The organism is Staphylococcus arlettae (genome assembly GCF_002902345.1).
In the GTDB taxonomy this organism is placed as follows: domain Bacteria; phylum Bacillota; class Bacilli; order Staphylococcales; family Staphylococcaceae; genus Staphylococcus; species Staphylococcus arlettae.
Map to the genome: position 1 here is coordinate 95,284 of NZ_PPQB01000005.1, position 17,282 is coordinate 112,565.

The 17,282-nt window shown below is 33.3% G+C and carries 16 protein-coding genes; 15 read left to right on the forward strand and 1 reads right to left on the reverse strand.

From position 1 onward, the window contains the following. Positions 1-130: 130 nt before the first annotated feature. From CD036_RS00665 to CD036_RS00700, 8 genes are all read left to right on the forward strand, one after another. A complete protein-coding gene (locus tag CD036_RS00665) occupies positions 131-1,768 on the forward strand; it encodes a putative polysaccharide biosynthesis protein (RefSeq protein WP_103387800.1) in 1,638 nt (545 codons plus the stop codon). Then, the gene (locus CD036_RS00670) at positions 1,765-2,463 is read left to right on the forward strand and encodes a pseudouridine synthase (RefSeq protein ID WP_002510188.1); all 699 of its coding nucleotides are present in this window, start codon (positions 1,765-1,767) and stop codon (positions 2,461-2,463) included. Before CD036_RS00665 ends, CD036_RS00670 begins: the two co-directional genes overlap by 4 nt. A gap of 19 nt (positions 2,464-2,482) precedes the next feature. Next, positions 2,483-2,902 carry a YtxH domain-containing protein gene (locus CD036_RS00675; RefSeq protein WP_002510189.1) on the forward strand — a complete coding sequence of 140 codons (420 nt, stop codon included), beginning with the start codon at positions 2,483-2,485 and terminating at the stop codon, positions 2,900-2,902. 227 nt (positions 2,903-3,129) lie between these two features. Next, positions 3,130-4,539 (forward strand): dipeptidase PepV, encoded by a 1,410-nt coding sequence (gene pepV / locus CD036_RS00680; protein WP_103387801.1) that lies wholly within the window; start codon positions 3,130-3,132, stop codon positions 4,537-4,539. Positions 4,540-4,541: 2 nt separating this feature from the next. Next, complete coding sequence (dat, locus tag CD036_RS00685) at positions 4,542-5,411, forward strand: D-amino-acid transaminase (RefSeq protein WP_002510191.1); 870 nt, start codon at positions 4,542-4,544, stop codon at positions 5,409-5,411. 390 nt (positions 5,412-5,801) lie between these two features. Next, positions 5,802-6,593, forward strand: a complete 792-nt coding sequence (locus tag CD036_RS00690; protein ID WP_002510192.1) for a phosphotransferase family protein — start codon at positions 5,802-5,804, stop codon at positions 6,591-6,593. A 12-nt stretch (positions 6,594-6,605) separates the two neighbouring features. Beyond that, positions 6,606-7,247, forward strand: coding sequence for a tRNA (guanosine(46)-N7)-methyltransferase TrmB (gene trmB / locus CD036_RS00695; protein ID WP_002510193.1), 642 nt, complete (start codon positions 6,606-6,608; stop codon positions 7,245-7,247). A gap of 99 nt (positions 7,248-7,346) precedes the next feature. After that, the gene (locus CD036_RS00700; RefSeq protein WP_002510194.1) at positions 7,347-8,168 is read left to right on the forward strand and encodes a YtnP family quorum-quenching lactonase; all 822 of its coding nucleotides are present in this window, start codon (positions 7,347-7,349) and stop codon (positions 8,166-8,168) included. Between the two features lie 171 nt (positions 8,169-8,339). On the opposite strand, the gene CD036_RS00705 is transcribed toward CD036_RS00700, so the two are convergent. Further along, positions 8,340-8,657 (reverse strand): PepSY domain-containing protein, encoded by a 318-nt coding sequence (locus CD036_RS00705; protein ID WP_002510195.1) that lies wholly within the window; start codon positions 8,655-8,657, stop codon positions 8,340-8,342. Positions 8,658-8,769: 112 nt separating this feature from the next. On the opposite strand from CD036_RS00705, the gene CD036_RS00710 reads away from it, so the two are divergent. The 7 genes from CD036_RS00710 to CD036_RS00740 all read left to right on the forward strand — a co-directional run bounded on the left by CD036_RS00710 (position 8,770) and on the right by CD036_RS00740 (position 17,213). Beyond that, the gene (locus CD036_RS00710; protein WP_371861083.1) at positions 8,770-9,813 is read left to right on the forward strand and encodes a M42 family metallopeptidase; all 1,044 of its coding nucleotides are present in this window, start codon (positions 8,770-8,772) and stop codon (positions 9,811-9,813) included. 17 nt (positions 9,814-9,830) lie between these two features. Further along, a complete protein-coding gene (locus CD036_RS00715; RefSeq protein ID WP_002510197.1) occupies positions 9,831-10,139 on the forward strand; it encodes a thioredoxin family protein in 309 nt (102 codons plus the stop codon). Positions 10,140-10,263: 124 nt separating this feature from the next. After that, positions 10,264-11,127, forward strand: coding sequence for a DUF1444 domain-containing protein (locus tag CD036_RS00720; protein WP_002510198.1), 864 nt, complete (start codon positions 10,264-10,266; stop codon positions 11,125-11,127). 12 nt (positions 11,128-11,139) lie between these two features. Next, positions 11,140-11,739: a YtpR family tRNA-binding protein gene (gene ytpR / locus CD036_RS00725; protein WP_103387803.1), complete on the forward strand. Its 600-nt coding sequence runs from the start codon at positions 11,140-11,142 to the stop codon at positions 11,737-11,739. Between the two features lie 17 nt (positions 11,740-11,756). After that, entirely contained in the window at positions 11,757-15,311 is a 3,555-nt protein-coding gene (locus tag CD036_RS00730; RefSeq protein WP_103387804.1) for a DNA translocase FtsK, read from the forward strand. A 23-nt stretch (positions 15,312-15,334) separates the two neighbouring features. Next, entirely contained in the window at positions 15,335-16,648 is a 1,314-nt protein-coding gene (gene murC / locus CD036_RS00735; protein ID WP_103387805.1) for a UDP-N-acetylmuramate--L-alanine ligase, read from the forward strand. A 70-nt stretch (positions 16,649-16,718) separates the two neighbouring features. Continuing rightward, positions 16,719-17,213 carry a DUF948 domain-containing protein gene (locus tag CD036_RS00740; RefSeq protein WP_002510202.1) on the forward strand — a complete coding sequence of 165 codons (495 nt, stop codon included), beginning with the start codon at positions 16,719-16,721 and terminating at the stop codon, positions 17,211-17,213. Positions 17,214-17,282 lie beyond the last annotated feature (69 nt).

Sequence of the window (17,282 nt, forward strand, 5' to 3'; positions counted from 1 at the left end):
TAGTCAAAGTAATGAACACTTATATATTTATCTGTGTTATTTTTATATATGTATAACTTTGAAAAAAAGTGTGTATAACGTTATCATTGAAGTTATGATTTTAAAATTAAATTGAGATAGGAAGATATAAATGAGTGAAAGTAAAGAATTGGTTCGAGGGACCTTTCTCATAACATTAAGTATTTTAATTACTAAAGTTTTAGGTGTCCTTTTTATCATTCCATTCTATGCAATAGTTGGAGGAGAAGAAAACCTTGCACCATTTAACTATGCTTACGCACCTTATAATATTGCAATTGCTGTAGCAACTGCAGGTGTTCCGTTAGCAGCTTCAAAATATGTATCAAAATATAATGCGTTAGGTGCATATAAAGTCAGTCAAAAATTGTATAAATCCAGTTTTATAGTGATGACCGTAACTGGAATAGTAGGTTTTGCCGTACTATACTTTTTAGCACCGACAATTGCTTCTATCACATTAGCACAAGATTCAAAAGACTCAGGAGGTTGGTCTGTTGCTGATATCACTTGGATTATAAGAATAATTAGTGTTGTAGTTATCTTTATTCCATTATTAGCTACATGGCGTGGTGTGTTCCAAGGCTATAAGTCTATGGGGCCTACTGCAGTGTCAGAAGTAACAGAACAAATTGCGAGAATATTATTTATTCTAATTGGTAGTTATGTAGTGTTAAACATTATGAATGGTTCAGTATTACTTGCAAATGGTGTGGCAACTTTTGCTGCAGCAATTGGTGCCATTATGGGTATCTTTACGCTATGGTATTACTGGCGTAAACGTAAACCAAATATTGAGAAAATGGTAGCCACTGATGATACGGGTATCACGGTATCTTATGGCAAAATGTACAAAGAAATAATTTCGTACAGTATTCCATTTGTTATTGTTAGTTTGAATTTTCCATTATTTAATATAGTCGACCAATTTACACATAACAATGCCTTAGGTTTGGCAGGCGTACCACAAGAATTACATGACCAATTCTTTACTATGTTAAATATGACGACAAATAAAATAGTTATGATTCCAACGTCACTAGCATCTGGTTTTGCTGTCAGCTTAATACCATTTATTACGAAAACATATGCTACTGGACAATTAGACAATATGCATAGACAAATCAGAACGTCATTAGGTGTTTTAATGTACATTACGGTGCCAGCTAGTCTAGGTATCATGGCATTAGCATTGCCGTTATATAATGTCTTTTATAGTTACAATGTTGAAGGTAGCCACTTACTCTTCTACTATGCACCTGTAGCAATATTAATAGCATTATTAAGTGTTACAGCATCAATGTTACAAGGTATTGATAAGCAAAAACTTACGGTATTTGTAATTCTTGCTGCTGTAGTGATTAAGATTGTATTAAATACACCGCTAATATATATGTTCCATACATCAGGTGCTATTTTAAGTACAGCGATCGCGTTGCTTTTTGCTAATATTTGTAACTTTGTAATTCTTAAAAAATATGCGAAATTCAACTTCAGTGAAACTTGGTTACATTTTGCAAAAATCTTTTTATTCGGTTTTATCATGATGTTAGCTGTTGAATTAACTTACTTCATTTTACAATTTATAGTTTCTCCAGAAAGTAAAATGGGAGCATTGATAATAGTTGTAGTAGGTGTAATAGTAGGTATTTTAGTTTATGGCATAATTACGATGAAAACACATTTAGCAGACCAATTTTTAGGTGAAATACCAAATAAAATACGTCGTAAACTAGGTGTGATTAAATGAGAATAGATAAATTTTTAGCTAATATGGGTGTCGGAACACGTACTGAAGTTAAACAATTATTGAAAAAAGGTAGAGTGACATTGAATGGTACTGTTGAAAAGTCAGCAAAAACGAATGTCAATGCGTTAGAAGACTACATTGCTGTTGATAATAACCATATTGTTTATATTGACAAGCTTTATTTGATGTTAAATAAACCACAAGGTTATGTGTGCGCTACTGAAGATAATCAACATCAAACTGTAATAGATTTATTTAAAGACTATAAAGATTTTCATATTTTTCCAGTAGGAAGATTAGATAAAGATACTGAAGGTCTACTTCTTATTACAAACGATGGTGATTTTAGCCACCAGTTAATGAGTCCTAATAAACATGTGTCCAAAACTTATGAAGTCTTATCAGAAAAAAGTATTACAAATAATGATATAGAATTATTTAAAACGGGTATTGAGTTACATGATGGATTAGCTAAGCCTGCTACTTTGGTAAAAGCACAAGAAGAAAGGAAATCATTTGTAACTATTACCGAAGGAAGGTATCATCAAGTTAAGCGCATGTTTCATGCTATAAACAATGAAGTACTTGCGTTAAAGAGAATCTCAATAGGAGATTTACAACTTGATGAACAGTTAGCTGTCGGCGAATATCGTCATTTAAAAGAGCAAGATTTTGAACAATTAGGAATAAAATAATTAAAGAAGGTGTAATTTTATGTCAAGATTATTAAAAGCAGTTGTAGGTATTGGGGGCGCAGCAGCAGCTGTCGTACTTTCTAAAAAAGAAAATAGAGATAAGTTGAAAGGTGAATACGACAAATATAAGTCAAACCCAGAATCTTACAAACAAAATGCTAAAGATATAGCAAGTCAAATTAGCAGTAAAGCAGGTGAAACTGTTAATGAAGTAAAACAAGACCCTAAAGGATATGTCAACAAAGTGAAACAAGATCCTAAAGGCTATATCAATGACCAAAAAAATCGTTTTAAAAATGTAAAATCTTCAGATGAAGATCAAATTGATGAAGCTCGTTTCACGGATGAAGGTGCAGCTGATCCATCTAACAACTTAAGAGTTGTCACTGAAGAAGAATTAAAAAACAACAAAAATAAATTTGACAACGATGAAAAATAACAGTTATTAACTAAAAGCCTAACTCACGTATAAATGAGTTAGGTTTTTTTAATATATTAATTAAAATATAACAGTTGCGATATTACTTGCTATAACAAGACTCAACTGTTTTTGTATTAATGTTACAGTAAAAAAATCAAAATAATATTGTCATCTCGCTGTAGTTTATGCGTAACATCATGTAAAATATATTTTAAACTAGTATTTAAGAAAGAAGTGGATCGTAAATGTGGAAAGACAAAGTTCTAGCTTATGAATCACAAATTATTGATGATTTAAAAGGCTTATTAGCAATAGAGAGTGTTAGAGATGATAGTAAAGCATCAGATGCATATCCTGTTGGCCCTGGGCCACGCAAGGCATTAGATTATATGTATGAAATTGCTGAACGTGATGGTTTTGGGACACATGATGTTGATCATATTGCTGGAAGAATAGAAGCAGGTGCTGGCGAAGATGTGTTTGGCATCTTATGTCACGTTGATGTCGTTCCAGCTGGTGATGGCTGGGACACAGATCCTTTTGATCCAGTTGTAACGAGCGATAAAATAATAGCACGTGGCACATTAGACGATAAAGGACCAACAATTGCTGCTTATTATGCAGTTAAAATTTTAAATGAAATGAACGTTGACTGGAAAAAACGTATACATATCATTATTGGAACCGACGAAGAATCTGATTGGAAATGTACTGATCGTTATTTTGAAACAGAAGAAATGCCAACATTAGGATTTGCACCTGATGCAGAGTTTCCAGCGATACACGGTGAAAAAGGTATAAGTACGTTTGATGTCATCCAAACAGTAAAAGCTGAAGACATTGATGAACCTGATTATGAATTGTATAGCTTTGTATCAGGTCAGCGATATAATATGGTACCAGATGAGGCAATTGCCAAAGTTTTAGTGAAAGAAAATATGACTGATGTCATTCAAAGCTTTGAAAATTACTTACAGCAAAATCAACTAGATGGTACAAGCACAGTTGATAGTGGTGTTTTAGAATTAAAAGTTTTTGGTAAAGCAGTTCATGGTATGGATCCATCAAAAGGTACGAATGCAGGGTTATATTTATTAAACTTTTTAGCAAACTTAAAATTAGATAAAACAGCATCTAACTTTGTAGCATTTAGCGAACGCTATTTGTTTAAATCAGACTTTGGAGAAAAAATGGGTATGAAATTCCATACTGATGTGATGGGAGACGTCACTACTAATATTGGTGTTATTAATTATAATAACCAAGAAGGTGGTAGTTTCGGTATTAATTTACGTTATCCTGAAGGGTTTGAATTTACTAAAGCACTGACACGTTTTGAAGAAGAAATTAATGCACTTGGATTTGATATCGAATTAGGTAAAAATCAGTCACCGCATTATGTAGATAAAAATGACCCATTTGTGCAAAGTTTAGTGGAAACTTATAGAAACCAAACAGGTGATCATAGTGAACCATATGTTATTGGTGGTGGCACTTATGCGCGCAACTTAGATAAAGGCGTAGCATTTGGTGCTATGTTCAAAGACACTGAAGACTTAATGCACCAAAAAAATGAATATATGACTAAAAAGCAATTACTTGATGCAACTAGTATTTACTTAGAGGCATTATATAAATTATGTGTGGAGGGATAACTATGACTAAAGTTTTAATTAATGAACAGTTAGTTGAAGAACATGACGCAAACGTACCATATAACGACAGAGGGTATACTTTTGGAGACGGTATTTATGAATATGTACGTGTGTATAATAATAAATTATTTACTGCGAAACCACATTTTGAACGTTTATTAAGAAGTGCCAAAGAAATTGGTTTAGAACTTAACTACACAGTTAACGGTCTTATTGATTTAGTACAAGAATTAATTGTCGCAAACAAAATTATTAATGGTGGCGTGTACATACAAGTGACACGTGGTGCTGCTCCTCGTGATCATGCCTTTCCGACACCTTCTGTAAAAGCAAATATTATGGGATTCACAAAAAGTTATGACCGACCATATAAATCCTTAGATGAAGGTATTAATGCAATTACAACTGAAGATATTCGTTGGTTACGTTGTGATATTAAAAGTTTGAATTTATTAGGTAATGTTTTGGCTAAAGAATACGCAGTTAAATATAATGCACAAGAAGCGATTCAACACCGAGGCGAACAAGTTACTGAAGGATCATCTAGTAATGCATACGCTATAAAAGACGGTGCAATTTATACGCATCCAATTAATAATTTGATTTTGAATGGTATTACAAGACAAGTAATTAAAGAAATTGCTGAACAAAATAATATTCCTTTTAAAGAGGAAGCATTTACCGTAGATTTCTTGAAAAATGCGGATGAAGTTATTGTTTCAAGTACTTCAATTGAGGTTATGCCAGTTGTTAATTTAAATGGTGAAGCTATTGGAAACGGTAAAGTTGGCCCAATTACACGAAAATTACAAGAAGGTTTTACACATTATATTGAGAATGAAAGTGCAGTTCCTTTAGAAGCTGAAAGATAATTTAACATATTTATGTCAGTTGAAATGTGGTATAATTTCAACTGACGCTATTTTATGAATCATATCTTACATAGGAAGTAAAAAGTGACTTTTTGTTTCTCATTTTTGGTTGAAATAAATACCCAAACATTATAAAATCTTTTATGAGTCTTGAAATTGAACAAGCAATTTCATAAAACAGAAACGATATTCTTATTAGCAAGAGAGACGTGGACGATTATATAAAAAAGCTAATAAGTACATAGTATGAACTTAAAACGTAATGGGACAAATACGTAAATAATTACGTTTAATTACGAGGTTTCGTACATTTTTTGTTAACAATTGTTATATATGGCTCTTGAAAATAACTTTCTAGAGCCATTTTCTATTGAAAGTGAGGTGAACGTGGTGGAGCAATTTTATCAATTAGGGTGGACGCTAGATTCTGCAGGCGGTGCTTCAGGTGAAGCATATATGGCTGAACAAGATGGCCAAAAATTATTTTTAAAGCGTAATTCGAATCCTTTTATAGCTGCATTATCTGCAGAAGGTATTGTGCCTAAACTAGTTTGGACGAAACGCATTGAAACTGGTGAAGTGGTAACAGCTCAGCATTGGAAAAATGGTCGTGAATTGTCATTCAAGGAAATGCATCAAAAAAGAGTTGCACAGTTATTGAAGAAAATTCATAATTCTAAAACGCTACTTAATATGTTGAAGCGTATGGAAATGGAACCTATAACTCCTACAATTATGTTACGCAAAATCAATGCCTCATTATCTCGAGAAGTTCTAACACATCATGTTGTACGAAAAGCGTTAACGTATTTAGAAGAGCATTTACCAATACTAGATTCTCGGTTCTTTACTGTTGTTCACGGCGATGTAAATCACAATAATTGGTTATTGTCAGATCGGGATGAACTTTATTTAGTTGATTGGGAAGGTGCTATGATTGCCGACCCTGCGATTGACATAGGTATGCTCCTATATAACTACGTTCCTGAGCAACAATGGTCAGAGTGGCTAAATATTTATGGTGCGAATGACACTATCGAATTGCAGAAGCGAATGAAGTGGTATACAGTCATTCAATCAATCGGTATGGTACAATGGTACGAAGAACAAAAGCGTTATAAAGATATGAATACGTGGTTGAAATTTTTAAATGAAGTTATGACGAATAATGCATTTATTTAAGGAGTATAAGTAATGAGAATGCGATATAAACCTTGGGCAGAAGATTATTTGAAATCTCACCCAAGTATTGTAGATGTTGATGGTACGCATAATGGTAAAATGCAAGCGTGGTTCGATAATGATGCACCCATTCATATCGAAATTGGATCTGGCATGGGGCAATTTATTACAACATTAGCTATACAAAATCCTGACATTAATTTTATCTCTATAGAACGAGAAAAAAATGTCATGGTCAAAGTTTTAGATAAAGTTTTAGAACACAATTTAACTAACATCAAGCTAATATGTAACGAAGCGGGTGAGCTAACCGAATATTTCATGCCAAATGAGGTATCACGAATTTATTTGAATTTCTCAGATCCGTGGCCAAAGCGTAGACATACAAAGCGCAGATTAACATATGCATCATTTTTAAAGTTGTATAAAGAAATCTTAAAAGATGATGGCGCAATTCATTTCAAAACTGATAATAGAGGCTTGTTTGCTTATAGTCTTGAAAGTATGTCGCAATTCGGTATGTATTTTACAAAAATAAATTTAAATCTTCATCAAGAAGACGATGAAGATAATATTGAAACAGAATATGAAAGAAAATTTTCGGATAAAGGTTCGAGAATTTATCGCATGGAAGCACAATTTCATTCAAACTAACGTTGTTCATATACTGAGCAACGTTTTTTTGTGAAAATTTATATTTATTTGTAAAATGTTTATAATGATAATAAGAGTTCCATATCAAGGAGGAATATTATGCAATTAGGACAATTTACGATTCATCAACTCAATGGAGGCATTACTAATATCGATGGTGGCGCAATGTTTGGTGTTGTACCAAAAGCATTATGGACAAAACGTTATAATGTAAATGATAAAAATCAAATTGCCTTACCTACGCATCCAATTTTAATTCAAACAAATAATCAACATATTTTAATAGATACGGGTATCGGAAATAGTAAATTGACGGAAAAAGAGCGACGTAATTTTGGTGTGGATTATGAAAGTCAAATCGAAGTAGAATTGAACAAATTGAATTTACAACTGACAGATATCGATATCGTCTTGATGACTCATATGCATTTTGATCACGCTTCTGGTTTAACTGACAATGCAGGAAATGCAATTTTTAGTAATGCTGTACATTATATACAACAAGATGAATGGCATGAATTTCAAAGTCCAAATATTAGAAGTAAATCAACCTACTGGGAAAAGAATAATGGAACATTTAAAGACCAACTTATTTTGTTTGATGGAGAAATAGCAATATGTCCAGGCATACGTATGCAACATACTGGAGGTCATAGTTTTGGACATTCCATTATAATTATAGAAAGTGAAGGGGAAAAAGCGGTGCATTTAGGAGATATTTTCCCAACGACGGCACATACGAATCCACTTTGGGTGACAGCTTATGATGACTATCCTATGCAGTCTATTAGAGAAAAAGAGCGCTTATTTCCGTATTTTATTCATCAAAATTATTGGTTTTTATTTTATCATGATGAAAATTACTTCGCGGTAAAATATGATAACAAAAAGAATATTGTCGATTCTGTATCGAGAAAATAGGGAGTGGGACAGAAATCTGATTTTGAAAAAAAGATTTCGTCGTCCCACCCCGGCAAGGATGACTAGCGTTGAAACAAGCTTGGTTTAAAGCGCATTTTCAATGCAGTCAGCTACTGCCCATATGAAAAAAGACTAGGACAATCTATATTGTCCCAGCCTCTTTGATGTTATTTAATTCTCAATTATATCTAAAATTTCACCAGTACGTGCATCTGCATAAAAATCATAATATGTACATGTATCATTTTTAATTGTAGTGATACCACCTTGATAAACAATATAATCATGACCAGCTTTATTATACTGTAATGGTTGCTGAACAATATATGAACCAGCAACGTGCATGAAATACGTTTTTACTTCACTAAGTATTTTATCTGGATTTACAGTGCGCTTATTATAGAGTCGTTTAATTAAATAAAACATCCCAATACTTACAATAAATGATATTGCTGCAATAATACACCAATTTTTTTTGTTAAACATCATATCATCTACCCCCAACGAATTCATATTATTAGTTTACCATAATGATGATGATATAATAACTATTAAGGAGTGAGTAAACTTGAATTTAGATCAAAATAAGACTTTAGAACGAATGAAAATATTAACGGAGTTACACGGTGCTCCAGGATTTGAAAGTGATGTACGAAATTATCTTAAAGAAGAGATGGCACCATTTGTCGACGAATTTGTACAAGATCGCATGGGAGCAATATACGGTGTGAAACGTTCAAAATCAGCTGATGCCAAAAGAGTGATGGTTGCAGCACATATGGATGAAGTTGGTTTTATGATTACCAATATTACTTCAAACGGTTTACTCCAATTTACTAATCTAGGCGGAATAGCTAATGACATTTGGCAAGGCCAACGTTTAAAAGTTAAAACACGAAATGGTGAAGAAATATTAGGCATTGTTGCAAATATACCGAAACATTTTCGCACTGGTAATGAAGGTGCCCCTAAAATTGAAGACTTGCTGCTAGATATTGGTTGTGAAAATTCTGAGCAAGTATCGTCAAGAAGGATAGAAATTGGTGATACTATCGTACCAGAAACGCCATTTACACAATTATCTGAACATCGTTTTGTGAGTAAAGCATGGGATAATCGTTATGGTTGTCTTATTGGCATAGAGTTATTAGAATTAGTACAAGATATGGAGTTAGATGTGGATTTATATGTTGGCGCAAATGTTCAAGAAGAAGTTGGATTACGTGGTGCAAGATCAGCAGCTGAATTAATTGAGCCAGATGTAGCTTTTGTCGTCGATTGCTCACCAGCTAACGATATGAAAGGTAAACAAAACCTTTCAGGCGAACTAGGGGAGGGGACTCTAATTCGTATTAAAGATGGTACTATGATTCTCAAACCTACATTTAGAGATTTTTTATTAAATAAAGCACAAGAACATAATATTAAACATCAATATTACATTTCACCCGGTGGCACAGATGGAGGAGAAATTCATAAAGCTAACCAAGGTGTACCAACTGCTGTTATCGGTGTTTGTGCACGTTACATTCATAGTACCAATGCTGTATTTGATATTCGAGATTATACAGCTGCCAGAGCGTTGTTATTTACTTCAATTAAGGATTTGACTAGTTCACAAATCGAACATTTACAATATAGTTAATTAAGGAGCATATAAACATGAAAAGTTTAGAAAGTGAAAAACAATTTGAAGAATTAAAACAAGCCAAAACTGTATTTTTATTTACCGCAGATTGGTGTCCTGATTGCAAAGTCATCGAACCTGATTTGCCACAGTTAGAAGAAAAATATAATGATTTTAATTTTATTTCTGTTGATAGAGATCAATTTATGGATATTTGTGTTGACCATGGTATTATGGGTATTCCAAGTTTTTTAGTTTATAACGACGGTGAATTATTGGGTAGTTATATTGGAAAAGAACGTAAATCAATTGAACAAATTGATGACTTTATTGCTTCACTATAAATAGATAGTGAGAACGAGTATTGTAAAATGATAAAACTATACCCTTTGAACGTATATTTTTTCTGTTCTAAAGGGTATATTTATTGTAAACTGTATAAAGGCACGAATATAGGAGTGTTAATCAATGAATGTCTTTCAAATGAGAGATAAATTAAAAGAACGTTTAAAGCAATTAGATGTAAAATTTAGTTTTAATCGTGACGATGAAACGTTACGTATATATAGAGTTGATAATGGAAAAGGCGTAACAATTAAATTGAACGCGATTGTTGCAAAATACAAACAACAACAAGAAAAAATTGTAGATGAAATCGTTTATTATGTTGAAGAAGCAATCGGCCAAATGAAGGATGACTCATTAGCAGATTTAGAGCAAGTTAATGTTATGCCGGTGTTACGTGCACCAAGTTTTGCAAAAGAAAACAAAGATGGCGTACCATTTGTGATAGATGAGCATACAGCTGAAACTAATATTTATTATGCAGTTGATTTGGGAAAATCATATCGCTTAATAGATGAAAAACTGTTTCAACAACTAAATATTTCTAAACAACAATTAAAAGAAATGGCATTATTTAATGTCCGAAAATTAGAAAACAAATATACAACAGATGAAGTAAAAGGTAATTTATTTTACTTTATTAATTCCAATGATGGTTATGATGCTAGTAGAATTTTAAACACTTCATTTTTAAATGAATTTGAAAAACAATGTGAAGGCGAAATGCTAGTAGCAATTCCACATCAGGATGTGTTGATTGTCGCAGATATAAGAAACAAAACGGGTTATGATGTAATGGCCCATTTAACTATGGAGTTTTTTACTAAAGGACTAGTGCCAATTACTTCATTATCCTTCGGTTACGAAAGTGGTCACTTTGAACCAATATTCATTTTGGGTAAAAATAATAAACAAAAACGTGATCCAAACGTTATTCAAAGATTAGAAGCAACAAGAAAGCAATATGAAAATAAAGATAAAAAATAAGGAGTTTTAAGTATGAACCTTTTTTACAATAAAGAAAAAGTTGGAGATGTAGCATTTTTACAAATCGAGCCACATGAAGGGCCGTTCTCTTATGAAACAAAGGGGAATGTTGTAGAAATTACTGCGGATAATAAAGTAGTAGGATACAATGTTTTCAAAATAGCAGATAAAGTAACAATTACAGATAATGGTCATGTTAAATTGACTGAATCTATTATCGATGCGTTACAAAACGCTATTGTTGAGGCAGGGTTCACTCAACAGTTGAACGCGGACTTGTCTCCAAAATTCGTTGTAGGTTACGTTGAAAGTAAAGATAAACATCCTGATGCGGACAAATTGAGTGTATTAACTGTAGATGTAGCTACTGAAAAATTACAAATTGTGTGCGGAGCACCAAACGTAGAAGCAGGTCAAAAAGTAGTGATTGCAAAAGTTGGTGCGGTTATGCCTAGCGGAATGGTAATAAAAGATGCGGAACTGCGTGGAGTAGCTTCTAGTGGAATGGTGTGCTCAATGAAAGAATTAGACTTACCGAACGCGCCAGCCGAAAAAGGTATCATGGTGTTAGATGATAGTTATACGGTTGGACAAGCATTTTTTGAAGAATAAAAAAGGAGGATGAGCGTATGAGCTGGTTCGATAAATTATTTGGTGAAGAGAACGACTCACAAGACGATTATTTAGCTAAAAGAAATCAACGTCGTCACAAAGCCAAACAAAATCAAAATGATAAAGACTCATTACTTCCTCAAAATAATGATGTATACGAGCGACCTAGAGGTAAATTTAGGTTTCCAATGAGTGGTATAGAAGATACCGACGCCAATCATTCAACTAGCAATGAGCACAAGTCATCTTCTAATGAGCAACAATTTAATGAAGTTACAAATGATGGGAGACAGCGTTCTCGAAGACGCAGAAATTCTGCCTATGAACAAAATATTGATAGACAACCAGAATCAACATCAACGACTCATTCATATAAGCAAGCAGAAAGACCAGATAATAAGCAAAATAATAAGAGAATTCGTATTCAAACAGAGGTCTTGAGAGCACAATATTCAACACCATCTTCAGAAAAACCGCATTATCATAAAAGCGATTTTAAAGCGAGTGAAGTACCTTCGGCAATTTTTGGTACTCAAAAGAGACACAAATTAGAAAATGGTGTTATCACAAATAAAGAACTAACATCTGATACAGATACAAATGAGTTATCAAATTCAAACCAAACAATGATGAATGCTCATGAAGTGAAGCAGTCAGATTCTGCGCAACATCAAACTTCAATTGAAAACAATGTTAAAGATAATGAAAGTTATTACAATGATGATTTGCTTAGAAAAGGTGATAAGCGCCAAGACCAACAAAACACAGCTGAGCAAAAGCAAGTGAAAAAGGATAACACTGTTAATATTGAAAACTTTTATGCATCACAAATTGTCGAAGAGATTCGACGTGAAAGAGAACGTAAAGTTTTACAAAAGAAACAATTTAAAAAAGCTTTACAACAAAAACGCCAATCACATGAAGATAGTCCTAAAGATAATATCCAAAAAGCTATCGATGAAATGTATGCCAAACAAGCACAACAATATGTTGGAGAAAGTTCGCTAGATGAAGTAGATAGTGATGATTTGTCAAAAGACCAATCAAATACCGAACAACAGCATCAACAAGACACAGAGCATGCATTTGATAATGAGAGTAGCGCTACTGATATTACTGAATCAGAAAACTTTATGTATGAAGAAGTAAATTTAGATAATATTAGTGATGTACAGTATGTAGATGATGACCAAACGTCTATTGAAGATACAGAACAACAAGCATCTACTATAGAACCAAGTACTACAGAAAGTACATATGAAGATTCAGTAGAGCAATCAGCAGCTGATGAAGCAATAGCAGATGCAACTTATAGAGAAATATCGGAAGCGTCTACGAATGACCTCGAAGAAACATCACATGAACAAAATTTTGACCAAGATATTCTAAATGAAGAAGCGGAAGTTGAAGAAACAACGGAAGCCATTAATGAAAATGAACAAGAAGAATTATCAGAAGACGCTTCTACAGCTAATGTAACTACAAATGTTGAAGATAGCTCTGACGATCACGATGATGCAACTACAGAATTTAATGAAAATCAACATAATGATTTAGACTCGAATGATGCTACTGAACACGTTAACGATGAGGACACGACAATTAATCAGGAAAATGTACAGTATGAAGCTGCTACGTTAAATACAGAAGAAGATGCCGAAACAGATGATTCAGTACACAATAATTCATCTGAAGCACAAAATACGGCTAGTAACACAGCAATAGAAAACAATGTGGATGAAAAGGCGGAACAACAAACGAAAACTGTTCAGCAATCGCAATCTACAGTAAAACGTCCTATTGCTAAAGGTAGTAAACCATTTAATGTAGTTATGACACCTTCTGATAAAAAACGTATGATGGATGCTAATAAAGCAAAAAAAGTAAGTACTAGTACAACAACTTCTTCAAAATCAGTAAATGTACCTGAACTTAAACCTACATCTGACCAATCTAATCAGACGAAGGAAAATTCAGATAGTGCCACAGTTACAAATGAAACAAATAATATTGCAAGTGCGGTAGATTCGACGAGTGAACATCATACTAAGCAGGGTGCAACACATGACCAAACAATAGAGCATAGCACTCAACAAAATGATGTAACTGAAACGACACAAGATACAGAACAACATGAAAGTAAAGAGCAACCACAAGCAACACGTACAATTCGTAGAGGGCCAAGCGTAAAATTACCTGATGTGGCTTTACTAGAATCACCAGAGGAACAAGAAGTAGATGATGCATGGATCGAGGAGAAAAAGCAAGAATTAAACGATGCTTTTTACTACTTTAACGTACCTGCCGAAGTACAAACTGTTACTGAAGGACCAAGTGTAACTCGTTTTGAACTTTCTGTTGAAAAAGGAGTCAAGGTTTCTAGAATTACAGCATTACAAGATGATATTAAAATGGCACTTGCAGCTAAAGATATTCGAATTGAAGCACCAATTCCGGGTACCAGCTTGGTTGGAATTGAAGTACCAAACCAATCTCCAACTAAAGTGAATATAAAATCAATAATTGACAGTGAGCAGTTTAATGATGCCGAATCAAAATTAACTGTAGCTATGGGTTACAGAATTAATAATCAACCATTATTAATGGATATAGCTAAAACACCACATGCGCTAATTGCAGGGGCAACTGGTTCAGGAAAATCGGTATGCATAAATAGCATATTGTTATCACTTTTATATAAAAATCATCCGGAAGAGCTAAAATTACTCTTAATTGATCCAAAAATGGTAGAATTAGCACCATATAATGATTTACCTCATTTAGTGTCGCCAGTTATTACCGATGTCAAAGCAGCAACACAAAGTCTTAAATGGGCTGTTGAAGAGATGGAGCGCAGATATAAATTATTTGCACAATATCACGTTAGAAACATTACTGCTTTTAACAAGAAAGCAGCATATGAAGATAGGTTACCTAAAATTGTTATAGTTATTGATGAGTTAGCCGATTTAATGATGATGGCACCACAAGATGTAGAACAATCTATAGCGCGTATTGCTCAAAAAGCACGTGCTTGTGGTATTCATATGTTAGTAGCAACACAGCGACCATCTGTTAACGTAATTACAGGTTTAATTAAAGCGAATATACCGACAAGAATTGCCTTTATGGTATCTTCAAGCGTTGATTCAAGAACTATTCTTGATAGCGGTGGTGCTGAGAGATTATTAGGCTACGGCGACATGTTGTATCTTGGTAGCGGTATGAATAAACCTATCCGAGTACAAGGTACTTTTGTTTCAGACGAAGAAATCGATGATGTTGTAGATTATATTAAACAACAACGTCCACCAGAATATTTATTTGAAGAAAATGAATTATTGAAAAAAACAGAAAGTCCACCACAAGATGATTTATTTGATGATGTATGTCAATTTATGGTGCAAGAAGGCCATATTTCAACATCATTAATACAAAGACATTTCCAAATAGGTTATAATCGTGCGGCTCGAATAGTTGATCAATTAGAACAACTTGGATATATATCAGAAGCTAATGGTTCTAAACCTAGAGATGTTTATTTAACAGAAACTGATTTAAATGAAATTTAATATATATAAAAGGGAGTGTTCGTATGACACATTATCATTTTGTCGGTATAAAAGGCGCTGGTATGAGTTCACTAGCACAAATCATGCATGATCTTGGCCATGAAGTACAAGGCTCTGATATCGAAAGTTATGTTTTTACAGAGGTTGCATTAAAAAATAAAGGTATAAACATACTTCCGTTTGATGCCAATAATATCAAGAAAGATATGGTAGTAATTCAAGGCAATGCCTTTCCAGACACACATGAAGAAGTTACAAAAGCGCATGATTTAAATTTAGAAGTAATTCGTTACCATGACTTTTTAGGGCATGTCATTAATCAGTATACTTCTGTAGCAGTAACAGGAGCTCATGGTAAAACGTCAACTACTGGATTATTATCACATGTAATGAACGGCGATAAAAAAACGTCATTTTTAATTGGTGATGGTACTGGTTTAGGTATACCAGCTAGCGAATATTTTGCTTTTGAAGCGTGTGAATACCGAAGACACTTTTTAAGTTATCATCCAGATTATGCTATTATGACTAACATTGATTTTGATCATCCAGACTATTTCAAAGACATCAATGATGTTTTTGATGCATTCCAAGAAATGTCTCGCAATGTCAAAAAAGCAATCATTGCTTGGGGTGATGATGAACATTTACGTAATATTAAAGCAGATGTACCTGTTTATTATTATGGTTTTTCACAAGATGATGATGTATATGCAGCTAATGTACAATTCAATGAAAATGGCACTACATTTGATGTGTATATCAATAACACGTACTATGACACATTCTTATCACCACAATATGGCGACCATAATATTTTAAATAGTTTAGCAGTAATTACTATAAGCTATTTAGAATCTCTTAATGTCGACAATATTAAAGAAGCATTAGAAACATTTGGTGGCGTTAAACGTCGTTTTAATGAAACTAAAGTAGCCAATCAAGTGTTAGTTGATGATTATGCGCATCATCCAAGAGAAATTAGTGCTACGATTGAAACAGCAAGAAAAAAATACCCGAACAAAGAGGTTATTGCTGTATTTCAACCACATACATTTAGTAGAACAAAAGCCTTTCTTGAAGAATTTGCAGATTGTTTAAATAAAGCAGACCACACGTATTTATGTGAAATCTTTGGCTCAATTAGAGAAAATACTGGAAATTTAACAATTCAAGATTTACTTCAAAGAATAAATGGTGCTACACTGATAGATGAAGAAAGTGTAGACATATTAGAAAAACATAGCGATGCAGTTATTTTATTCATGGGTGCAGGTGATATTCAAAAAGTTCAACGTGCATATATGGATAATCTTGGCGTTGTTAACGAATTTTAGTATGTTTATGTTAAAATGAGTTGGGTATTTAAATAAAATAACAACATATGTTTATTAGGAGGCGTTTTTAATGGAATGGATTTTACCCATTGCTGGGATTATTGCAGCGATAGCTTTTCTTATCTTAGTTATTGGAATCGTTGTGGTTTTAATTTCAGTGAAGAAAAATTTAGATCACGTAGCTAAAACTCTTGATGGTGTTGAAGGACAAATTCAAGGTATTACACGTGAATCAACAGATTTACTTCATAAAGCAAACCGCTTAACTGAAGATATTCAAGGTAAATCTGATCGATTGAATTCAGTGGTTGATGCTGTTAAAGGTATTGGTGATTCAGTACAAACATTAAACGGTTCAGTTGACCGCGTGACTAATTCAATTACGCACAATATTTCTCAAAATGAAGACAAAATTTCTCAAGTTGTACAATGGTCAAATGTGGCAATGGAAATTGCTGACAAATGGCAAAATAGAAGAGGTCGTAGAGAAAGTGCAAACTACAAAACGAGCAGTGTAGCTGGTGACACAAATCATAGCTATACTACACGTGTAGATAATAAATAATTAATAAATATACTTACACAAATGCACTTAAATGGGGTTGTTACTTTATTTAAGTGCATTTGCTATAGG